This is a genomic window from Streptomyces luteoverticillatus (genome assembly GCF_003970715.1).
GTDB lineage: Bacteria > Actinomycetota > Actinomycetes > Streptomycetales > Streptomycetaceae > Streptomyces > Streptomyces abikoensis.
On sequence record NZ_CP034587.1, the window covers coordinates 289,797 to 308,889 of the forward strand.

The window sequence follows — 19,093 nt, forward strand, 5'->3', positions numbered from 1 at the left end:
GGAAGCGTTGCGGGTGGGTGGGGCCCGGAACGGTTCACGTCAGGGCGTCGACGAGCATGAACGCGGCCACGGCCAGCAGGGCCACCGCGAACGTCCGGCGCAGCGCGGTGCCGGACACCTTGGCGGCCAGGCGTTTGCCGTCCCAGGCACCCAGGATCGCGGTCGCCGCGAACGGGCCGATGACCGACCAGTCGAGGCCGGAGGCGGTGGCGCCCCGGGTGAGCAGGGACGCCAGGGAGTTGGTCGTGATGACGAGCAGGCTGGTGCCGACGGCGGCCTGCATCTCGAAGGCCAGCACCGCGACGAGCGTCGGGACGACGAGGAAGCCGCCGCCCACGCCGAGCAGTCCGGTGAGCGCGCCCAGGCCGGCACCGGTCCCGGCGGCCCTGGCGGGGGCTCGACGCGGCGGCTCCGGTACGTCGGGACGTGTGTCATCGGTTCGTGTGTCGTCGGTTCGTCTCTCGCGGGTCCCCAGCAGCATCATCACCGCGGCGAGGGTGGCTATCGCCGCGAAGGCCGCCGTCAGTGCCCGCTGGGGCAGGTGGGCCGCCACCGCTCCGGCCGCGGCGGCGGGGAGGAGGCCCGAGGCCGCGAACAGCGCGCCGGTCCTCCAGCGGACGTTGCCGGCGCGGGCGTGCGCGTACAGGGCGGTCGCCGAGGTCGCCGCGACGATGAGGAGGCTGGCGGTGGTGGCCGCCGCCGGGGTGAAGCCGAGCAGATAGATCAGCGCGGGTACGGCCAGGACGCTGCCGCCTCCGCCGAGCGCGCCCAGGGCCAGCCCGACCGCCGCTCCGGCGGCGAGGGCGAGTATGAGGGCGCTCACGCCGTGACGCCGTCGCCGAGGCTTCCGCCGACGGTCGGCGCCGCGCTCCCGGTCCCTCCTTCCCTGGCCCGGGCCGCCACGGCGGCGAGGTGGTCGTGGACGCGTTCCTGTGGCCGGGTGCGTATGGGGCCGGGACAGCCGAAGCCGTGGCGGGACTGCGGGAGCATCCTTCGATCACTTCCTACGGACGTAATGGGACGTAAAGGGGCGGGGAACGGTCGGGAACGGTCAGGCGGCGCCGCGCCCGGGGACCGTGAGCCCCGCGGCGGTGGCGGCGTCGAAGACGTCGTCCACGGCGACGACGTTCCGTCCCGCGGCGTCCAGCAGGGACGCGGCGACGGCCGCGCGCGCCCCGCCCGCGCAGTGCGCCCACACCTCTCCCGGTGGCACCTCGCCGACGCGGTCGCGCAGCCGGTGGACGGGGATGTGCGTCGAACCGCTGACGAAGCCCGCCGCGCGCTCGGAGTCCCGGCGCACGTCCAGCACCACCATCCGGTCACCGGCCGCGCGGGCGGCCGCGAGGTCGGCGAAGGTGGCGCGGCGGAAGGAGCGTAGCGCCTCCCCCGGGCGGACCCAGCCGGCGGGGGTGCCGGTGGCGGCCGCGGCCGGGCGGTCGATGCCCACGCGCACCAGCTCCCGCTGCGCGGCGGCGAGCTCCTCGGGGCCGGCGGCGAGCAGGGTGAGGGGCTTGCCCCAGGGGATCAGCCACGCGAGGTACGTGGCGAGCCGGCCGTCGCCCTCGAAGTTGAACGAACCGGCGACGTGCCCCTCGGCGAAGGCGACGCGGTGGCGCAGGTCCACCACCCACTCCCCCGCCGCCAGCCGCGCGGCGATCTCGGTCGCGTCGGCACGGCGGGGCGGGGTGAGGTCGACGGGCGCGGGCCCGGCGGCGTTGGCCGGGCCCATGTGGGTGTAGTAGGCGGGGATGTCGTCCAGGCCGGCGAGCAGTCCGGCGACGAAGGTGTCCACGTCCTTGGTCAGGGCGTCGTTGGTGCCGCGTTCGGCGCCGATCGTCGTGGCGTCGCCCCGGGCCGGGGCGGAGGAGCAGAAGCTGCCGAAGCCGTGGGTGGGCAGGACGGGCACGTCGTCGTCGAGCTCGTCGGCCAGCCGGTGGGCGGAGGCGTGCTGGGCGCGGGCCAGGCGCTCGGTCAGCCGGGGCTCGACCAGGTCCGGGCGGCCGACGGTGCCGATGAGGAGCGAGCCGCCGGTGAAGACGGCGACGGGCCGGCCGCGCTCCGTAAGGACGTAGGAGGTGTGGTGGGGGTGTGGCCGGGGGTGGCCAGGGCCCGGAGCGCCAGGCCGTCGTCCACCGGGAACGTGTCGCCGTCGGCGACCGGCGTGCGGGCGAAGGAGACCGCCGCGCCCTCGGGCACCAGGTACCGGGCGCCGGTGACGCGGGCGAGCTCCAGTCCGCCGGATATGTAGTCGTTGTGCACATGGGTCTCCGCCACGAGGCCGATCCGCGTGCCGCGCCGGGCGGCGGCCGCGATGACCCGGTCGATGTCGCGGGGCGGGTCGACCGCCACGGCGACGGCGGCACCGCCCGCCAGATAGCTGCGGTTGCCCAGCCCTTCCAGTTCGAGGGTCTCGACGGCACGCACGACGGGGACTCCTCACCGGTCGACGCCCCGGGGGCGTCATGCACCCCGGGGACATTCGGAGCTCCCTTCGACCGTAATACCGGCGGAGGTGTTCCCAAAACCTCTGGGGAACCTATCCGGCCGCCCGCCGCGCCGCCGTCGCCGAGAGCGCGGCCGCCGTCAGCCCCAGGACGGCCGTGACGGCGACGAAGCCGGGGCCCGCGACGGCCCATGGGCTCAGCAGGGCCGTCCCCAGGGCCACCCCCAGGTGGTCGAGCGTGCCGTTCCAGGAGATGACGCTCGCGCGCCGCGCCGGATCGGCGCCGCCGAGGTACGTCTGCTGGCTGGTGTAGAAGGCGCCCCCGGCCACCATCCACACGAACACCGCGGCCAGGCTGACCACCGCGGCCGTGCTGACCAGCGCGACGACGCTCGCCCCCACGAACACCAGCGCGCAGCCCGCCGACAGCACGTTCTCGCCGATGCCGCGCCGCCGCGCCCGGTCGCTCAGCTGCCCGAGGAGCACCGAGCCGGTCAGTGAACCCGCGCCCACCAACAGGCCGATGAGGCCGAGCCGCGCGGTGTCGTAGCCGTACCGCTCCGCGAAGAGCGCGCCGACGAACGTGTACGCGCCGAGCCGGCCGGCCTGCAGGAAGCCGGTGGAGAGCAGGGGCAGCGCCAGGCGGCGCTGCCGCCACACGGCGAAGCCCGCCAGCGGGGAGGTGGACGCGGCCGTGGGCCGGGGGCCCTTCAGGCGCCACCCTATGAGCAGCACGACCGGGGCCAGTCCCGCGCCGACGGCCGCGAACGTCCACGGCCAGCCCGCCGCGTCAGAGAGGAGCCCGCCGAGCGGCACGCCGAGGACCTGTCCCAGGGCGTAGCCGGAGACGCCGGTGGCGACGGCGCGGCCGCGCTGGTGAGGGGCGGCGGATTCGGAGAGGTAGGCCCATATGGCGGGGGCGGCCGTGGCCCCGCCGAGTCCGGTGAGGGCGCGGGCGGCGGTCAGAGCGGTGAGGCTGTCCGCCGTGGCGCACAGCAGGTTGCCGCCGACGAAGAGCACGCCTCCGACGGTGATGAAGAAGCGGCGCGGGAACCGGTCGGAGAAGCCGCCGAGCAGGGGGGCCGCCACCGCGTAGGTCAGGACGTAGGCGGTGACGACCTGTGCGGCGGCGCCCGTGCTCACGCGCAGGTCGGTGGCGATCGTGGGCAGCAGCGGGGACACCAGGAAGGTCTCGGCCCCCATCAGGAAGAGGAAGAGGTACAGCAGCGCGCAGCGGGCCCATGGGGTGACCACGGCCTCGCCCCCTGCCGGGAGGCGGGGGGCGAGGCCGGTCGCCGGGCCGGAGCCGGTCACGCCGACCGGGCGCGTACGCGCGCCGGTGCGGTGCGGGGCAGGTCCAGCTCGTCCCAGCAGCGGCGGAGGGCATCGGCGAACCGGTGGACCTCCAGTGGCTGGTGGACCGGGGACGGGTTGATGCGCAGGCGCTCGGTGCCCCGGGGCACGCTGGGGAAGTTGATCGGCTGGGCGTACATCCGGTGCCGTTCCAGCAGTGTGCGGGCCAGCTCGCGGCAGCGTTCCGGGTCGCCGACGAGCACGGGCACGATGTGGCTCTGGTCGCTCACCAGCGGGATGCGGGCGTCGCGGAGCAGGGTCTTCAGCAGCCGGGCCCGCTCGTGCAGCCCCGCGCGTTCGATGTCGCTGCGTCGCAGGTGCCGCACGCTCGTCAGGGCGCCGGCGGCGACCGCCGGCGGCATGGACAGGGTGAAGATGAAGGCGGGCGCGAGACTGCGGATCGCGTCGACGACGGGCCCGGGGCCCGCCACATAGCCGCCGGCGGTGCCGTATCCCTTGGCGAACGTCCCCATCAGGAGGGTGACCTCGTCGCCGACGCCGAGCTGGGCGGCCAGGCCGGCTCCCTCGGGCCCGTACATGCCGACCGTGTGCGCCTCGTCGACGTACACGAACGCGTCGTGCCGCTGGGCGACCGCGCAGAGCTCAGCCATGGGGGCGACGTCGCCGTCCATGGAGTAGACCGATTCGAAGGCGACGACCTTCGGGCGCCCGGGGCGCACCTCGTTCAGCCGCCGGTTGAGGTCGGCGGGGTCGTTGTGGTCGAAGACGTGGCGCTCGGCGCCGCTGGCCCGCATCGCCGAGATCATCGAGGCGTGGTTGAGCCGGTCGGAGAAGAAGACGCAGTCGGGGAGGGTCTTCCCCAGGACGTACAGGGCGGCGTCGTTGGCCGCGTAGCCGGTGATGAAGGTGAGCCCGCTCTCCTTGCCGTGGAGGTCGGCGACCTCCCGTTCCAGGGCGACGTGGTGCGGGGTGGTCCCGGAGATGTTCCGCGACCCGCCTGCGGCGGCTCCCGAGGTGTCGAGCGTCCTGCGCATCGCGGCCAGCACGTCGGGGTGCTGGCCCATGCCCAGATGGTCGTTGCTGCACCAGACGGTGACCTCCCGGACGCCTTGGGACCCGTGGTGCAGGGCTTGCGGGAAGCGACCGGCGAGCCGTTCGATCTCGACGAACGTGCGGTACTGCCCGGATTCCTTGAGCTTCTCCATGCGATCGGCGAAGTGACCGATGTAATCAAACACTTTTCGCGAACCCCCGTTGAGGGACACGGTCTCCCGTGCCCGACTCGCTCAGCGTGCCTCTACAGCATCGCCCGGGGCACGCTTCGGCGCATCGTCACCGGGTATCGGACACGGTCCTCCTGACGGGCCATCCCCCGGGCGGCGGCATCGGGCCGGCGGATGAGAGCGGGCCGTGACGAAGACCGCCCCCAGCACGATGCGACGATCTACGGCTTGTGACCCCATTTACTCCTTACCTGGTCGTGCCGCCCGATCAGGAGGGTCCCCATGGCGGTGCGCCGGTGGAGGACGGCCCGTCCGGCGCGGACGGTGGTGACGAGCCCGGCCCCGCGCAGGGCGGCGGCGTGGGCGGAGGCCGTGGCGTTGCTGACGCCCAGCCGCCGGGCGAGACCGCTCGTGGTGTGCTCCTCCGCGAGGAGGAGCAGCATCTCGCAGCGGGTGCGCCCGAGCACCCGCGCCAGCGCCTCCTCCGGGCCGCCGGGATCGTCCGGACCGGCCGGGGTGAGCGGCAGACCCGGCCCGGCGGGGAAGGTCACGTGCACCGGGCGGCCGGGCAGGTCGGAGACGAGCGGGTGCCCGGTCCAGTGGAAGGTGGGCCGCAGCACCAGGCCGCGTCCGCCGGGCTCGACGTCCCGCTCCCCGGCCCCGGGCAGTTCCCAGACGCTCTCCCGCAGCCGCGCGCCCGGCACGAGTCCGGCGAGCGCGGCGCCGAGGCCGTGCTCGGCCACCGCCAGGGCGTGGCGGGTGAACTCCCGCTGGTGGAGGTCCTGCACCACGGGCCACACGGGACGCACCACGCTCTCGAACGCCGCGTGCTGCGCCCGCCGCAGGACGCGCAGGCCGCCGGCTTCGCCCCGGTGGAGGTCGCGGACCCAGGGCGGGGGCGGCGCGGGGTGCCCGGCGTAGACCCGCTCGATCTCCGAGCGGATCCGGTGGGGGTGCCACTGCCGGGCGGCGTCGAGCGCGTCCGGGAGGGAGTCGTCGAACACGTCGAGGAAACCGGGTGCCCGGCCGGCGGGGACGAGGTCCGCCAGCGCCCCGGCGGCGGCCGGCAGGGAGTGGAGCGACCGTCTCCGCCAGCGGCCGTAGAGCAGTTCGTCGCCGGGGGTCAGCAGCTTCATCAGGGCCGTGTTCAGCTCCAGCAGCGGGGCCGCCCGGGGCGCGAAGCGGACCCCGGCGAAGTCGGCGGCCGTGAAGTGGATTCTGATCACTGCTCTCCTCGGGCGGCACCTCGGGCGGCCACGCGTCTCCTCGGGGCGGCCACGCGCCATCGTTTCGGCCAGGGCCTCAACCTTCGCCCCCGCTCCCCTCCGGGCCGCAGCATAAGGGCCGTGTTGACGGAGAGATGAGAGGAAGGTCATGTTCCCTACAGGAGCGACGACCCGGCGAGGCGTCGTCAGGTCGGCCGTACTGGCGGGTGCCGCGCTGCTGCTCGCGGACGGTGCGACACCGGCTCAGGCGCGGCAGCGGCAGCGATCCCGTGCCACGACCGGCGTCACCCTGCGCCTGCCGAGGCCGACCGGCCCGTACCCGACCGGGGTCACCACCCTGTATCTGGTCGACCGTTCCCGGCCCGACCCCCTGACGCCCTCGATTCCGGTGCGGGAGCTGATGGTCACGGTCTTCTACCCGGCCCACGCGGTCCACGGCCGGCCCTTCGCCTCGCAGATGTCCGCCATGGCGGCGGGGAAGTTCCCGGAGACCGCCGCCGCGATCCATCCGGGCCTGCCCACGAGTGGCGTGGACTGGGCGGCCACCCCGACCCATTCGTATGCCGGCGCGCCCGCGCGGCCCGGACGGCGGCGGCCGGTGCTGCTGTACAGCCCGGGCGGCGGCGATCCGCGCGCCATGGGCACCGGGCTCGCCGAGGAACTCGCGAGCCACGGCTACGCGGTGGTGACGGTCGATCATCCCGGCGACGCCGGCGTGGTCGAGTTCCCGGGCACGTCGGACGGCCGTCCCGAGCCCTGGCGCGAGACCGTCTTCCGGGGTGATCCGCGCATGGACCCGCCGCTCTTCCGCACCGTGATCGACACCCGGATCGCGGATATCCGTTTCGTCCTGGACGCGTTGGAGGCACTGGCGGCCGGGCGGAACCCGGACGCGGCGGGACGGCCGCTGCCGGAGGGCCTCGGCCGCGCTCTGGACCCGCGGCGCGTCGGCGCGTACGGCCACTCGGCGGGCGGCACCACCGTCGCCGAGGCCATGTACGAGGACCGGCGCGTCCGCGCGGCCGTCGACATGGAGGGCTATCTCGACCACCCCGGCCGAGGCCCCTGGGCGCGCGGGAGAGCTGTATCCGGTCGCCCGACACGGGGTGGACCGGCCGCTGCTCCTGCTGGGCACCGACGGCTTCCCCGAGCGGCGGCAGCTCGAACGGTCCTGGTCGGCCATGCTCGCCCACCCGGGCGGCCGCACGGACCGGCGGCGGCTCGACCGGGCCGCGCACGGGGTGTTCACCGACTACGCCGCCTTCGTGCCCCAGTTGGCCTCGGCGGGACTGCTGACCGCCGAGGACCGGATTCGGCTGGTCGGCGCGGTCGACCCCGTCGTGTCGGTGCCGTGGGTACGTCACCACGTGCGCTCGTTCTTCGCCCGGCACCTGCCGGCACCCGGGGCCTGAGCGAGGGCCAGACCGTGACGTTCGGCTATATGTCACCTCAAAGGACTGTTTCCATGAAAAGAGGGGCAGTTTGTCATCAAGTGCGTGAGCTTGACGACTGAACAACACTGTTCTCAAGGGGGAATTCATGCCGGACGACGATGCGGGCAGCACGGTCCGCGAGGGGAGCCCGGACTCGGCGGTCGACCGGGTGGCCGACTTCTACGGCGCCTACATCGACGCCGTCGACGACGGGACGGACGACCTGGGCTCGGAACTCCGCGCCCACTACCTCACGGAGGATCTCCGGCAGCGGCTGGCCGCCTGGGAGGAGGTCAACCACGCCGACGGCGTCCTGCGCGCCCAGGACGTGCCCACCCACTGGGAGGTCCGCTATCACGACTCCGGCGCCGGGCACCTGTTCACCACGGTCACGCTCACCTGGGGCACCGGCCCGGACGCCGGGCACACCCGGCTGGCGGTGCAGAGCGATCTGAGCACCAAGCTCATCTCGGACATCGAGGACGGCTGAGGACGGCTGAGGGTCCCCGGTTCACCGGTCCAGCACCACCCGCAAGGCCCGCTCGACCTCCGCCGGGTCGCCCTGCGCCGTTCCACTCCGGACCGCCGGCCCTCGTCAAAAGGGCTGACGGGAGGACGGGAAGGCCATATACCGGACGAGAGGGGGAGCGGCACGGCGGGTTTACCGTTCCGTTTCCCTCTGTTTACCTTTCAGCCCTTCGCGTGGGGGTATCCCGACCCCATACTGACGACACCCGTCCCGCAAGCCCCACGGTGAGCGTGAGTACCACCGTGCCGGAAAGCCGCTGGACGTCTCTCCTTTCTCTGTCGTCACCCCCATCGCTGAAGGATCCAGGCGCCGTGCCCGTACCCGTTTTCCTCCACGGCCGCACCGTGCGGCTGGAACCGCTCGGCGAGCACCACATCGAGGGCCTGGCCGCCGCGGCGGCCGAGGACCGCAGCAGCTACGCCTTCACTCCCGTGCCGCACGGCCCGGAGGCCACGGCCCGTTACGTGGCCGAGGCCCTCGCGGCCCGCGCCGCGGGCCGGGCGCTGCCCTTCGCCACCGTGCGGATCGCGGACGGCCTGGTCATGGGCTCGACGCGGTTCTGCGAGCTGGACTACTGGCAGGGCCCGGTGCAGTGGCCCCCGGCCCCGCGCGGCCCGCTCGGCGATCCCCTCACCGCGATACCCGACGCGGTGGAGATCGGCGGGACCTGGCTCTCCGCACACGCCCAGGGCACCGGCGTCAACACCGAGACCAAGCTCCTGATGCTGCGCCACGCCTTCGAGACCTGGGGCGTGCGACGGGTGTCCCTGCGCGCGGACTCCCGCAACGCGCGCTCGCGCGCGGCCATCGAGCGTCTCGGCGCGGTCCTCGAGGGCGTCCACCGCGCCCACACCCGGGGCCTCGACGGCATGGTCCGGGGCACGGCCTTCTACTCGATCCTCGACGAGGAGTGGCCCGGCGTACGGGCCGGGCTCGAGCACCGGGTCGAGCACCGGACCGGGGCCGGGCACCGGCACACCCCCCAGCTCGCGCGCCCGCTCGTCTCGGCGTAACGGCCCGGGGCGGCGGAACCGCCCGTTTCCTCGGTGGCGCGGGCTCGTTGTGCGAAGGCGAGCCGTACCCCGAACCCGAGGAAAAGGAGAAGCGCTGTGCGCTGGATGAGCATCGCTCTGGCCGCGGTGGCCACGGTCGGCGTCATGAGCACCCCGGCGGCCGCCGCCCAGGTCGACCGGGAGTCGCGTTCCCCCGCGCAGCTGCGTGTCGGCCCGCCGTGGCCCTACAAGGACTGCATGGACACGGCCATCAGTCAGCACAAGGAGACCCCGAGCCACGCCAAGTGGCACTGCGACCAGCTCGTGCAGAAGGGCTGGATCAAGCCGCCGACCGCACAGGACAACGCGGCGCAGAGCACGACCCCCAAGGGGACGACCCCGAAGGGAACGAGCCCCAAGGGCACCGGCCCGAAGAGCGGCCACCCGAAGGGCACCGGCTCCGCACACGGCAAGGCCAAGTCCAAGACCCACGCCAAGACCAGCGCCAAGGCCAAGCACAAGAGCGGCGGCGTGAAGAGCGCCCCCAAGGCCGCCCCCCAGCGATAGGCCCGCCCTCCCGCCCCGCTAGGCCCGCTCGTGCTCCCGGAGGAAGTCCAGGACGAGCGGGCCGGCGACGGACCGGAACTCCTCGAAGTAGGCGTGGCGCGCCCCCGGGATCAGGCACAGCCGGGCGCCGGGCACGCGCTCCGCGAGCAGGGTGGCGTTCGCGGTGGGATTGAGCAGGTCGTCGTCGCCGTGCACCACCAGCGTGGGCGCCTGGATGCCTGGGAGTACGTCCCACGCGTCGTGCCGCTCGCTGGCGACCAGGTGCCTGAGCCGTTCCTTCGGCGTCATGGTGGGGTCGCCGAGCGTGTGGTGCGGGCCGGGGTGAGTCGCGAGCCAGCCCGGCGTGTACATCAGCTCCAGCAGGGCCCGCCGGCCCTCGGGGGCGGGCCGGGCCAGCGACCGGCGCACGTCGTCGCCGCGGTCGACCGCGAACGGGCCGCCGGGGGACGTACAGCCGAGCACGAGGGCCCGGACCCGGTCCGGCCGGTGGGCGGCGAGCCACTGGGCGACGCGGCCGCCCATGGACGTGCCGTAGACGTGGACCCGTTCGATGCCGAGGTCGTCGAGGACCGCTATCGCGTCCCGGGCGAACCCCTCGATGCTGTAGGGCTCGTCGGGGCGGTCGCTCTCGCCGGTCCCCCGGTAGTCGAGGGTGACGGTGCGGTGGGCGGCGCGGAAGTCGTCGAGGACGCCGTCCCACCAGTGGTGGGTGTTGCCCTGCCCGGCCAGCAGGAGCAGGGGCTCGCCCGCTCCCCCGGTCCGATAGGCGATCCGGGATCCGTCGGCGGTCTTGGCGTACCGCATGGACGGCATCAGGCGTCGCCGGGGCGCGGGGCGGCGGGCAGGGCCTCCAGCAGCCGCTCGGGCGCCGCCTGCTTCCAGGAGTCCACGAGGATGTCGCGCAGCTCGTCCATGTCCTCCAGGGCGGCGAGGCGCACCCGCACCCACGAGGAGCTCGCCTCGTGCGGCGGCACCCAGAACTTCTCCGGCTCGGCCGCGATCAGCTCGGCCCGCTCGTGCTTCGGGCAGCGGACGGCGAAGGACGTCTGGTCGTCGGGGATCGTGATGTACATCTTTCCCGCGACGCGGAAGGTGGGCATGCTCCACGCCTCCTTCTCCGCGGTTTCCGGCAGGGACAACGCGATACGGCGGATGTCATCAGCATTGATCATGGCTCCACATTAATGCGCGCGCTGTCCGACGATCACCCTGCGTGAGGCGACCGTCCGGATATCGGACGCCCCGGCCGGGCCCGCGCCCGCTTCTCCATACTCGAGACTTCCCGATCTCGGATAATGGACAGGTACGACCATGAGCCGGACACTCACATCGCCTCCCCCGCCGGTGGAGAGCACTCCTCAGCAGGGCTCCCCGCTGTCGAACGGGCTCAAGCAGCGGCACCTTTCGATGATCGCCCTCGGTGGCGTCATCGGCGCGGGCCTCTTCGTCGGCTCGGGCGCCGGCATCGCCGCCGCCGGCCCGTCGATCGTGCTCGCGTACGCCGTGTCCGGCCTGCTCGTGATGTTCGTGATGCGGATGCTCGGCGAGATGTCCGCCGCCAATCCGGCCTCCGGCTCCTTCTCCGTGCACGCCGACCGGGCGATCGGCCCGTGGGCCGGCTTCACCGCGGGCTGGATGTTCTGGACCCTGCTCGTCGTGGGCGTGGCGATCGAGGCGATCGGCGCGGCCCACATCGTGCAGGGCTGGCTGCCGGGCACCCCGTCCTGGCTGTGGGTCCTGCTCTTCATGGCGCTGTTCTGCGGCACCAACCTGGGCGCGGTCGCGCACTTCGGCGAGTTCGAGTTCTGGTTCGCCACCCTGAAGATCGGCGCCATCGGGCTCTTCCTGATCCTCGGCACCCTCGCCGTCCTGGGCGTCCTGCCCGGCACGGACTCCCCCGGCGCCGCCCACCTCACCGGCGACGGCGGGTTCCTGCCCACGGGCGTGGACGGGCTGCTCATCGGCCTGCTGGCCTCGCTCGCCGCGTACGGCGGCCTGGAGACGGTGACCATCGCGGCCGCCGAGTCCGAGGACCCGGTGCGCGGCGTGGCCAAGGCCGTGCGGACGACGATGTGGCGCATCGGCATCGTCTACGTCGGCTCGATGCTCGTCATCGTCACGCTCATCCCGTGGAACGACAAGTCCGTCACCGAGAACGGCCCGTACGCGGCCGTGCTCGACCGGCTGGGCGTCCCGGGCGGCGGCCAGATCATGAACGTGGTCGTCCTGATCGCCCTGCTGTCGGCCATGAACGCCAACATCTACGGCGCCTCGCGCATGGCCTACTCGCTGGTCGCGCGCGGCCAGGGCCCCAAGGCCCTGGGCAGGGTCTCCGGCGGCGTGCCGCGCCGCGCGGTGCTCGCGTCGTCCGCGTTCGGCTTCGTCGCCGTCCTGCTGTCGTACTGGTACCCCACCACGGTCTTCGCCTGGCTGCTGAACATGGTCGGCGGGGTCGTCCTGGTGGTGTGGGGCTTCATCGCCGTCTCCCAGCTGCGGCTGCGCCGCCGGCTGGAGCGCGAGGCGCCCGAGCGTCTGACGGTGCGGATGTGGGGCTTCCCGTATCTGACGTGGGTGACGCTGGCCGGGGTGGTCGGGGCGCTGGCCCTCATGGCCCTCGACGCCGACACCCGGGTGCAGCTGTACTTCACCGGTGGTCTGGCGGTGGCCCTGGCCGCCGTGGGCTACGCGCGCCAGCGGGCCGCCGTGGCGCACTGACCGCGCCCTCCGCGCCTTCCCTGAAGAACCGTCCGAGGCCGGTTCCCGTTTCGCACGGGAACCGGCCTCGGGCCTTTTGCCTCTCGGCACGGGCTATGGCGGACTAGGCGTCCTCCATGCCGTCGAGGCAGGTCAGCAGGGAGCGCATGACGTGGCTGCGCCAGCCGCCGCTCATGATGGCGCGCGCCTTCTGCTGGAGGGGGTTGTCCGGGTCGAAGCCCTCGTGGTCCAGGAAGAGCCGGGTGCCCCGGCCCTCCGGCTCAAGGGTCCAGGTGATCGTCCAGTCGACGTCGGCGCCGTTCTCCGGGTCGGCGTCCCGCCAGCCGATCCGCAGCATCTTGCCGTCCTCGAAGGCCAGGACCTCGGCCGCGATCGTGCCGGAGAAGCCCGTGGCGGGGATGGCGACGGCCCGCAGGGTGTACCGGTGGCCGACCTCCAGGCGGAAGTCGCCGGGCATCAGCCACTGGGCGAGCAGCTCGGGCTCGGTCAGGGCCCGCCACACCTTGGCGGGCGGGTGCGGCAGGAACTCGTCGACCCGCACCGCGGTCAGGTCGTCGCGCTCGTCCACGCCGTGCTCGTTCGTGCCGTGCTCGTTCATGATGGCTCCTCGCTCGTTCATGACTCCTCGTCCTCCATTTCGTCGAGCACCGTCCGCAGGGCGGACAGCTTGTCGCGCCAGAAGCGCTCATATGGATGCAGCCACTCCTGCACCTCGAAGAGGGGCGCGGCCTCCAGCTCGTAGAAGCGCTGCCGGCCCACCTTGTTCTCGCTCACCAGCCCGCACTCGCGCAGCACCCGCAGGTGCTCGGAGAAGCTGGGTCTCGCCATGTCGAAGTGGCCCGCCAGCTCCGCGACGGGCTGCGGCCCGCGCTCCCGCAGCAGCCGCAGCACCTCACGGCGCACCGGGCTGGCCAGGGCCGCGAAGACGCGATCCTCCGGTGCCTTGGTACCGATGGGAGTGGTGTTCATGGAGACGACTATAGGTAGGAAATTTCCTACATGTCATATCGATCAAGGAACTCGACCCTTGTGGGGGAAACCCGCTTGTGGGGGAAAACCCGTTGGCCCGGGCCCGTCCCGTGGCGAACCATACGGAGATGGAGACGATCGCACCCCCGGCCACCGGCGTCCGCCGGCCCTGGGCCGACCTGCCGCCCGCCGTGCGCCGCGCCCTGGAGAACGCGCTGGGCGGGCGCGTCGTCGAGGCGCACAGCCAGAGCGGCGGTTTCTCACCGGGCGTCGCCGCCCGGGTCCGGCTCGCCGACGGCCGGCGCGCATTCGTCAAGGCCGTCAGCGCCGAGACGAACGCCCACAGCCCCCGGTTGCACCGCGCCGAGGCCCGCAACAGCGCCGCCATGCCGCCCGGCGCCCCCGCGCCACGGCTGCTCGGCACGTACGACGACGGGACCTGGGTCGCCCTGCTCCTCGAGGACGTCGCGGGCCGGCAGCCCCGCGTCCCCTGGCTCCCCGCCGAGCTGGACCGGGTCCTCGCGGCCGTCGACGGGCTGAGCCGGGCCATGACCCCGGCCCCGTTCGAGGTGCCCGCCGTGGCCGAGAGCGAGGCGGAGGCGTTCACCGGCTGGCGGACCCTGCTCGCCGCGGGCGACACCACGCGCCTCGACCCGTGGGCGGCCGACCGGCTCGCGCTGCTGGCCGGCCTGGAGTCCGGCTGGGCGGAGCCCGCCACCGGCGACAGCCTCGCCCACGGCGACCTGCGCGCCGACAACATCCTGCTCACCGACGACCGGGTGGTGTTCGTCGACTGGCCCCACGCGCTGCGGGCCGCCCCCTGGTACGACCTGCTGGTGATGCTGCCCAGCGTCGCGTCCCAGGGCGGCCCCGACCCGGAGTCCGTCTTCACCACGCACCCCCTGGGCCGGGCCGCCGACCCGGAGGGCGTGACCTCGGTGCTGGCCGCGGTGGCCGGGTACTTCGTCCGCCAGTCGCTCCTGCCCGACCCGCCCGGCCTGCCGACCCTCCGGGCCTTCCAGGCCGCCCAGGGGACGGCGGCCCTGCGGTGGCTGGCCCGGCGCCTGGGGTGAGCCCCCGGGCCAGGGCTGCCGTGATGTAACGATCACCACCCGGGCCGGAGCCGTCGGGGGCACTACGCTGCCGTGCGACGGTCGCCGCGTGCGAGGTGGGGGACGCTCCGGTCGCCGGAGCGCCGTCCGGGCCATCGACTCCGGTCGGCCCCGAGGCCCCCGCCGGGCCCGCGGCCGGCCGAGCAGTCAGTGGAACCGCGCGACGGAGGACATCTCGTGAGCACCGAATCCCGTGACACCGGCACCCTCGACGCCGCTGCCGACACGTCACCAGCCGCCGCGTCACCGGCCGCCGCTTCACCACCGGCCGGGAGACCGGCGGAGGACCGCCCTCGGCTCGCGCGCGACATGTCGCTGTCCGCCGTCCTCGCGGGGTTCGTGGCCGTCGTCGTCTCCTACTCCGGACCCCTCGTCATCGTGCTCGCCGCCGCGTCGGCGGGACGCCTCGACACCGCGCACACCGGGTCCTGGATCTGGGCCATATCCATAGGCAGCGGCCTGACCTGTATCGCCCTCAGCCTCGTCACGCGGATGCCGGTCATCACGGCCTTCTCGACGCCGGGCGCGGCCCTGCTCGTCACCAGCCTCGGCGCGTACTCGTACGCGGAGGCGGTCGGCGCGTTCGTCGTCACGGGCCTGCTCATCAGCCTGGTCGGACTGACCGGGGTGTTCGGGCGGCTGATGCGGCAGGTGCCCACGGCGGTGGTCTCGGCCATGCTCGCGGGCATCCTCTTCTCCTTCGGCACCGGCGTGTTCACCTCCCTGCGGACGGCGCCCTGGATCGCCGGGGCCGTGCTGCTCGCCTATCTGCTCGGCAAGCGGTGGCTCCCCCGGTACGCGGTGCTGCTGGCGCTCGCCGCGGGGGCGCTGTGCGCCACGGCCACGTCGCGCGTCCACATCCGGCTCGACCACATCGAGCTCGCCCGGCCGGTGTTCACCACGCCCGCGTTCTCCGTCGCCTCCCTGATCGGGATCGCGGTGCCCCTGACCCTGGCGACGCTGGCGTCGCAGAACGCCCCCGGCATGGCGGTGCTCACCGCGTCGGGCTACGCGCCGAAGGACCGGCTGCTGATCGGCTCCACCGGCATCGTCTCCACGCTGCTCGCGCCCTTCGGGTCGCACGCCGTCAACCTCGCGGCCATCACCGCCGCCATCTGCACCGGCCCCGAGGCCCACCGCGACCCGCGCCGCCGCTACGTCGCCGGGGTCGCGTGCGGCGCCTTCTACCTCCTCGTCGGGTCCTTCGGCACGACCCTCGTGGCGTTCTTCGCCGGCCTGCCGAAGGAGCTCGTCGCCGCGATCGCCGGAGTCGCCCTCTTCGGGGCCCTCGCGGGCGGCCTGGCGGGCGCGGTGAAGGAGGAGCGGGACCGGGAGGCCGCGCTGGTCACCTTCCTGGCCACCGCCTCCGGCGTCACCCTCCTCGGCATCGGCTCGGCCTTCTGGGGGCTGGTCCTCGGCGTCGCCACGCATGTGCTGCTGACGCTCGGGCGGCGCGGTGAGCGGGCGACGGCGGGCGCCTGACCGGCGGTCGCCGACCCCCGCTCGGGCGTCACCGGCATGGCGGGTAGCGCGTTGGGTACCGAGGCCGACGCGTCGGCGTAGTGTCGACGGCATGGCAGATGACTCGCTGCGAGCCGACGTGCTCGACGAGCTGGGGGACGACCGGATCGAGGAACTGGCCCAGGAGCTCGGCACCGACACCGAGGGCGCCAAACAGGTCGTGGCGGCCACGGTCGACGAGCTCCCCGCCGAACTGACCGGGGGCGGGCCGCCCGGTGGGGCCCTCGGCCTCGGCGGGCTCGGCGGCGGACTGGCGGGCGGCCTGGGCGGCGGACTGATGTCCGGCGTCCTCAGCAAGATCACACGACCGGTGGCCGAGGCCGTCGCGAAGCGGACGGGGCTGCCGCCCGCCACGGTCGCCAAGGCGCTGGAGCTGCTGCTCCCCGTGGTGATGACGACGATCGCGAAGCGCCGGAAGCGCTGACGCGTCCCATGCGTGAACGACCTGCGTGAACGACCGAGAGGCCGCCCGTAATGGGCGGCCTCTCGGTCCACTGTGGAGCTAAGGAGAATTGAACTCCTGACCTCCTGCATGCCATGCAGGCGCTCTACCAACTGAGCTATAGCCCCTTGTTCCGTTGTCCGCCCGGTCTCCCTCGCGGTTTCCCTGGCGACACGGAGAACATTACACGGCTGCCCTGCCCTTCCACCAAATCGGTGCCTCGCCCGGAAGGCCCAGCCCCCTCGCGCGCCGCCCGCCCCGGGAGCAGACTGGTCCGGACGGCGCCCTGCCGGGCGCGTGCCGCACACGCCGGAAGGACGGATTCATGGCCACGGACGTCCGACCCGGCCCCCTGCGAGTCCTCGTCTTCGGCGCCGCGCTACGGGCCGGATCGACCAACGCCCGCCTCGCCTCCCTGGTGGCCCGGCTGATCACCGAGGCCGGGGCCGACGCCGACCTCGCCACCATGCGCGACTTCGACATGCCGCTGTACGACGGGGACGCGGAGGAGGCCGGGGGCATCCCGGCCGGCGCGCTCGCGCTGCACGAACGGATGGAGGGCGCCGACGCCCTCGTCATCTCCTCCCCCGAGTACAACGCCTCGGTGCCCGGCATCCTCAAAAACGCCATCGACTGGGTCTCCCGCGTACAGCCGCAGGCGTTCAAGACCAAACACGCGCTGCTCGTCTCCGCCTCCCCGTCGCTCGTCGGCGGCAACCGGGGGCTATGGGCGCTGCGGGTACCTCTGGAGCACCTCGGCACTCGCGTCTACCCGGACATGTTCAGCCTCGCCCGCTCGTACGACAGCTTCGCGGAGGACGGGTCGCTGGCCGACCCCGGGCACCAGCAGCGCCTCACCGAGACGGTGGAGGCGTTCCTCAAACTCGTCGAGGCCGACACGCGCTACGTCTGCCTGCAGCGCCGCTGGTACGAGTTCCTGGGCGACCGCTCCGAGGCGCCCATCACCCACCGCGCGGAAGTCTGAGGACGGCCCGCGAACGCCGCAACCCTCTCCCGGCTCCCAAGCGTTGACGTGGGATTTCCCGCCGTGCCAGATTCTGTGCGACATCGCGCGAGCCTGGAGTGTGGCACCCATGACGACGCCGGAGCGACCGCCTCCGTCCCCCCTCCCGTCCCCCTCCCCGTCGCCTCTCGCCATGGAGCGCCGGACGATCGACCCGATACCCGAGGAGGAGCGGCACGGTTCGCCGGCCGGCCTGTTCACCCTGTGGTTCGGGGCGAGCATGCAGATCACGGCGGTCGTCGACGGCGCGCTGGCGGTGGTCTTCGGCGCCGACGCGCTGTGGGCGATCCCGGCCCTGCTGATCGGCAATGTGCTCGGCGGCGTCGTCATGGCCCTCCACTCCGCCCAGGGGCCACGGCTGGGGGTGCCTCAGATGATCTCCAGCCGGGCGCAGTTCGGCGTGCTGGGCGCCGTGCTCCCGCTCGTGCTGGTGATCCTCATGTACATGGGGTTCGCCGCCACGGGCAGTGTGCTGGCCGGGCAGGCCGTCCGCAGGATCCTCCACCTGCCCGACGCCACGCTCGGGATTCCGCTGTTCGGCGCGCTGACCGCCGTGGTCGCCGTCGCCGGATACCGCCTCATCCACCTCGCCGGCCGGGTGGCGACCGTGACGGGCATCGTGGGGCTGGGGTATCTCGTGGTCGCCGTGTTCACCCGCTACGACGTCCCCGCGCACGTCGGCGTCAAGCCCTTCGACGCCGCGACGTTCCTGCTCGCCGTCTCGCTCGGCGCCGGCTGGCAGCTGACGTTCGGCCCATACGTGGCCGACTACTCCCGTTACCTGCCCCGCTCGACCAGCGAACGCGCGACGTTCCGGGCGACCTTCGCGGGCACCGTCACCGGCTCCGTGTGGGCCATGTCGCTGGGCGCCCTGATCGCCGCCGTCGCCGGGGACCGGTTCCTGTCCGACCAGGTCGGCTTCGTCGGCGAGCTGGCCGGGCCGGCGGCCCTGGGGTACGTCATGTATCTGGTGGTGCTGGTCGGCAAGGTCACGGCCAACTGTCTCAACGCGTACGGCGGCTTCATGTCGATCCTGACGACGGTGACGGCCTTCGACGGCCGCTCGCGGATCACACCGGCCGCGCGCGTCGCGTACATCACGGGGTTCTCGGCGGTGGCCACGGTCATCGCGATGGCGGCCAGCGCGGACTTCCTCGACAACTTCAAGAACTTCATCCTGCTGCTGCTCACGGTGTTCACGCCGTGGAGCGCCATCAACCTGGTGGATTACTACCTCGTCTCGCGCGAGCGCGTCGACGTCCCGGCGCTGTACGACCCGGACGGCCGCTACGGCCGCTGGAACGTTCCGGCGCTGAGCTGTTACGCCCTCGGCATCCTCGCCCAGGTGCCGTTCCTGGCGACGAAGCTGTACACGGGCCCGCTGACTTCCCGGCTCGGCGGCGCGGACGTCTCCTGGATCGTCGGCCTGGCCGTCACCTCGGCCGTCTACTACCCCTGGGCCCGCCGCACCACCACCTTCGACGACGACACGGCCGACGCTCCGGGGGCGTCCCGGGAGCGGCTGCCGGACGCCCCGCAGCACGCGGAGTGACCTACGGGGCGTCCGGGGGCCGGCCGGGTCG

Annotated in this window: 20 protein-coding genes, 1 tRNA gene and 2 pseudogenes; 11 read left to right on the plus strand and 12 right to left on the minus strand. The window is 73.4% G+C overall.

Annotated elements, in window-relative coordinates:
• Positions 1-34: 34 nt before the first annotated feature.
• The 7 genes and pseudogenes from EKH77_RS01295 to EKH77_RS34515 form a co-directional block, all read right to left on the minus strand.
• The gene (locus tag EKH77_RS01295) at positions 35-823 is read right to left on the minus strand and encodes a sulfite exporter TauE/SafE family protein (RefSeq protein ID WP_126912596.1); all 789 of its coding nucleotides are present in this window, start codon (positions 821-823) and stop codon (positions 35-37) included.
• The gene (locus tag EKH77_RS32835; protein WP_164737690.1) at positions 820-990 is read right to left on the minus strand and encodes a hypothetical protein; all 171 of its coding nucleotides are present in this window, start codon (positions 988-990) and stop codon (positions 820-822) included. Before EKH77_RS32835 ends, EKH77_RS01295 begins: the two co-directional genes overlap by 4 nt.
• A gap of 61 nt (positions 991-1,051) precedes the next feature.
• Positions 1,052-2,424 (minus strand): annotated as a pseudogene (locus EKH77_RS01300) (MBL fold metallo-hydrolase).
• Positions 2,425-2,536: 112 nt separating this feature from the next.
• Positions 2,537-3,757, minus strand: coding sequence for an MFS transporter (locus EKH77_RS01305; RefSeq protein WP_126912597.1), 1,221 nt, complete (start codon positions 3,755-3,757; stop codon positions 2,537-2,539).
• Complete coding sequence (gene hemA, locus EKH77_RS01310; RefSeq protein ID WP_206279788.1) at positions 3,754-4,995, minus strand: 5-aminolevulinate synthase; 1,242 nt, start codon at positions 4,993-4,995, stop codon at positions 3,754-3,756. Before hemA ends, EKH77_RS01305 begins: the two co-directional genes overlap by 4 nt.
• Before the next feature lie 206 nt (positions 4,996-5,201).
• Positions 5,202-6,206, minus strand: coding sequence for a winged helix-turn-helix domain-containing protein (locus EKH77_RS01315; RefSeq protein WP_126912598.1), 1,005 nt, complete (start codon positions 6,204-6,206; stop codon positions 5,202-5,204).
• Between the two features lie 414 nt (positions 6,207-6,620).
• A complete protein-coding gene (locus EKH77_RS34515; RefSeq protein WP_346429105.1) occupies positions 6,621-6,845 on the minus strand; it encodes a hypothetical protein in 225 nt (74 codons plus the stop codon).
• Here EKH77_RS34515 and EKH77_RS34520 point away from each other — a divergent pair.
• The 5 genes and pseudogenes from EKH77_RS34520 to EKH77_RS01335 form a co-directional block, all read left to right on the plus strand.
• A pseudogene (locus EKH77_RS34520) lies at positions 6,805-7,185 on the plus strand (alpha/beta hydrolase); the annotation flags it as partial. The gene EKH77_RS34515 and the pseudogene EKH77_RS34520 overlap by 41 nt on opposite strands.
• Before the next feature lie 127 nt (positions 7,186-7,312).
• The gene (locus EKH77_RS34525; protein WP_346429106.1) at positions 7,313-7,618 is read left to right on the plus strand and encodes a hypothetical protein; all 306 of its coding nucleotides are present in this window, start codon (positions 7,313-7,315) and stop codon (positions 7,616-7,618) included.
• A 127-nt stretch (positions 7,619-7,745) separates the two neighbouring features.
• Positions 7,746-8,129 carry a hypothetical protein gene (locus EKH77_RS01325; protein WP_126912599.1) on the plus strand — a complete coding sequence of 128 codons (384 nt, stop codon included), beginning with the start codon at positions 7,746-7,748 and terminating at the stop codon, positions 8,127-8,129.
• A 350-nt stretch (positions 8,130-8,479) separates the two neighbouring features.
• On the plus strand, positions 8,480-9,181 hold the full coding sequence (locus EKH77_RS01330) for a GNAT family N-acetyltransferase (protein ID WP_126912600.1): 702 nt from the start codon (positions 8,480-8,482) through the stop codon (positions 9,179-9,181).
• A gap of 96 nt (positions 9,182-9,277) precedes the next feature.
• Positions 9,278-9,727, plus strand: a complete 450-nt coding sequence (locus EKH77_RS01335; RefSeq protein ID WP_126912601.1) for a hypothetical protein — start codon at positions 9,278-9,280, stop codon at positions 9,725-9,727.
• An 18-nt stretch (positions 9,728-9,745) separates the two neighbouring features.
• On the opposite strand, the gene EKH77_RS01340 is transcribed toward EKH77_RS01335, so the two are convergent.
• Both EKH77_RS01340 and EKH77_RS01345 read right to left on the minus strand, forming a co-directional pair.
• Complete coding sequence (locus tag EKH77_RS01340; protein WP_126912602.1) at positions 9,746-10,531, minus strand: alpha/beta fold hydrolase; 786 nt, start codon at positions 10,529-10,531, stop codon at positions 9,746-9,748.
• A gap of 8 nt (positions 10,532-10,539) precedes the next feature.
• Positions 10,540-10,899, minus strand: coding sequence for an MmcQ/YjbR family DNA-binding protein (locus EKH77_RS01345; protein WP_126912603.1), 360 nt, complete (start codon positions 10,897-10,899; stop codon positions 10,540-10,542).
• 139 nt (positions 10,900-11,038) lie between these two features.
• Here EKH77_RS01345 and EKH77_RS01350 point away from each other — a divergent pair, with 139 nt between their 5' ends.
• Positions 11,039-12,442, plus strand: a complete 1,404-nt coding sequence (locus tag EKH77_RS01350; protein WP_126912604.1) for an amino acid permease — start codon at positions 11,039-11,041, stop codon at positions 12,440-12,442.
• Positions 12,443-12,545: 103 nt separating this feature from the next.
• On the opposite strand, the gene EKH77_RS01355 is transcribed toward EKH77_RS01350, so the two are convergent.
• Positions 12,546-13,040 carry an SRPBCC family protein gene (locus tag EKH77_RS01355; protein WP_126917816.1) on the minus strand — a complete coding sequence of 165 codons (495 nt, stop codon included), beginning with the start codon at positions 13,038-13,040 and terminating at the stop codon, positions 12,546-12,548.
• A 17-nt stretch (positions 13,041-13,057) separates the two neighbouring features.
• Entirely contained in the window at positions 13,058-13,411 is a 354-nt protein-coding gene (locus EKH77_RS01360; RefSeq protein ID WP_126912605.1) for an ArsR/SmtB family transcription factor, read from the minus strand.
• A gap of 128 nt (positions 13,412-13,539) precedes the next feature.
• Here EKH77_RS01360 and EKH77_RS01365 point away from each other — a divergent pair, with 128 nt between their 5' ends.
• The 3 genes from EKH77_RS01365 (at position 13,540) to EKH77_RS01375 (ending at position 16,468) form a co-directional block, all read left to right on the plus strand.
• Complete coding sequence (locus tag EKH77_RS01365; RefSeq protein ID WP_126912606.1) at positions 13,540-14,484, plus strand: phosphotransferase; 945 nt, start codon at positions 13,540-13,542, stop codon at positions 14,482-14,484.
• 216 nt (positions 14,485-14,700) lie between these two features.
• Positions 14,701-16,005 (plus strand): benzoate/H(+) symporter BenE family transporter, encoded by a 1,305-nt coding sequence (locus EKH77_RS01370; protein WP_240667168.1) that lies wholly within the window; start codon positions 14,701-14,703, stop codon positions 16,003-16,005.
• 91 nt (positions 16,006-16,096) lie between these two features.
• Complete coding sequence (locus tag EKH77_RS01375; protein WP_126912607.1) at positions 16,097-16,468, plus strand: DUF937 domain-containing protein; 372 nt, start codon at positions 16,097-16,099, stop codon at positions 16,466-16,468.
• A 73-nt stretch (positions 16,469-16,541) separates the two neighbouring features.
• Here EKH77_RS01375 and EKH77_RS01380 read toward each other — a convergent pair.
• Positions 16,542-16,614, minus strand: a tRNA-Ala gene (locus EKH77_RS01380).
• Between the two features lie 197 nt (positions 16,615-16,811).
• Here EKH77_RS01380 and EKH77_RS01385 point away from each other — a divergent pair.
• Both EKH77_RS01385 and EKH77_RS01390 read left to right on the plus strand, forming a co-directional pair.
• A complete protein-coding gene (locus EKH77_RS01385; protein WP_126912608.1) occupies positions 16,812-17,471 on the plus strand; it encodes an NADPH-dependent FMN reductase in 660 nt (219 codons plus the stop codon).
• 172 nt (positions 17,472-17,643) lie between these two features.
• A complete protein-coding gene (locus EKH77_RS01390) occupies positions 17,644-19,062 on the plus strand; it encodes a purine-cytosine permease family protein (protein ID WP_240667169.1) in 1,419 nt (472 codons plus the stop codon).
• The last annotated feature ends 31 nt before the right edge of the window (positions 19,063-19,093 follow it).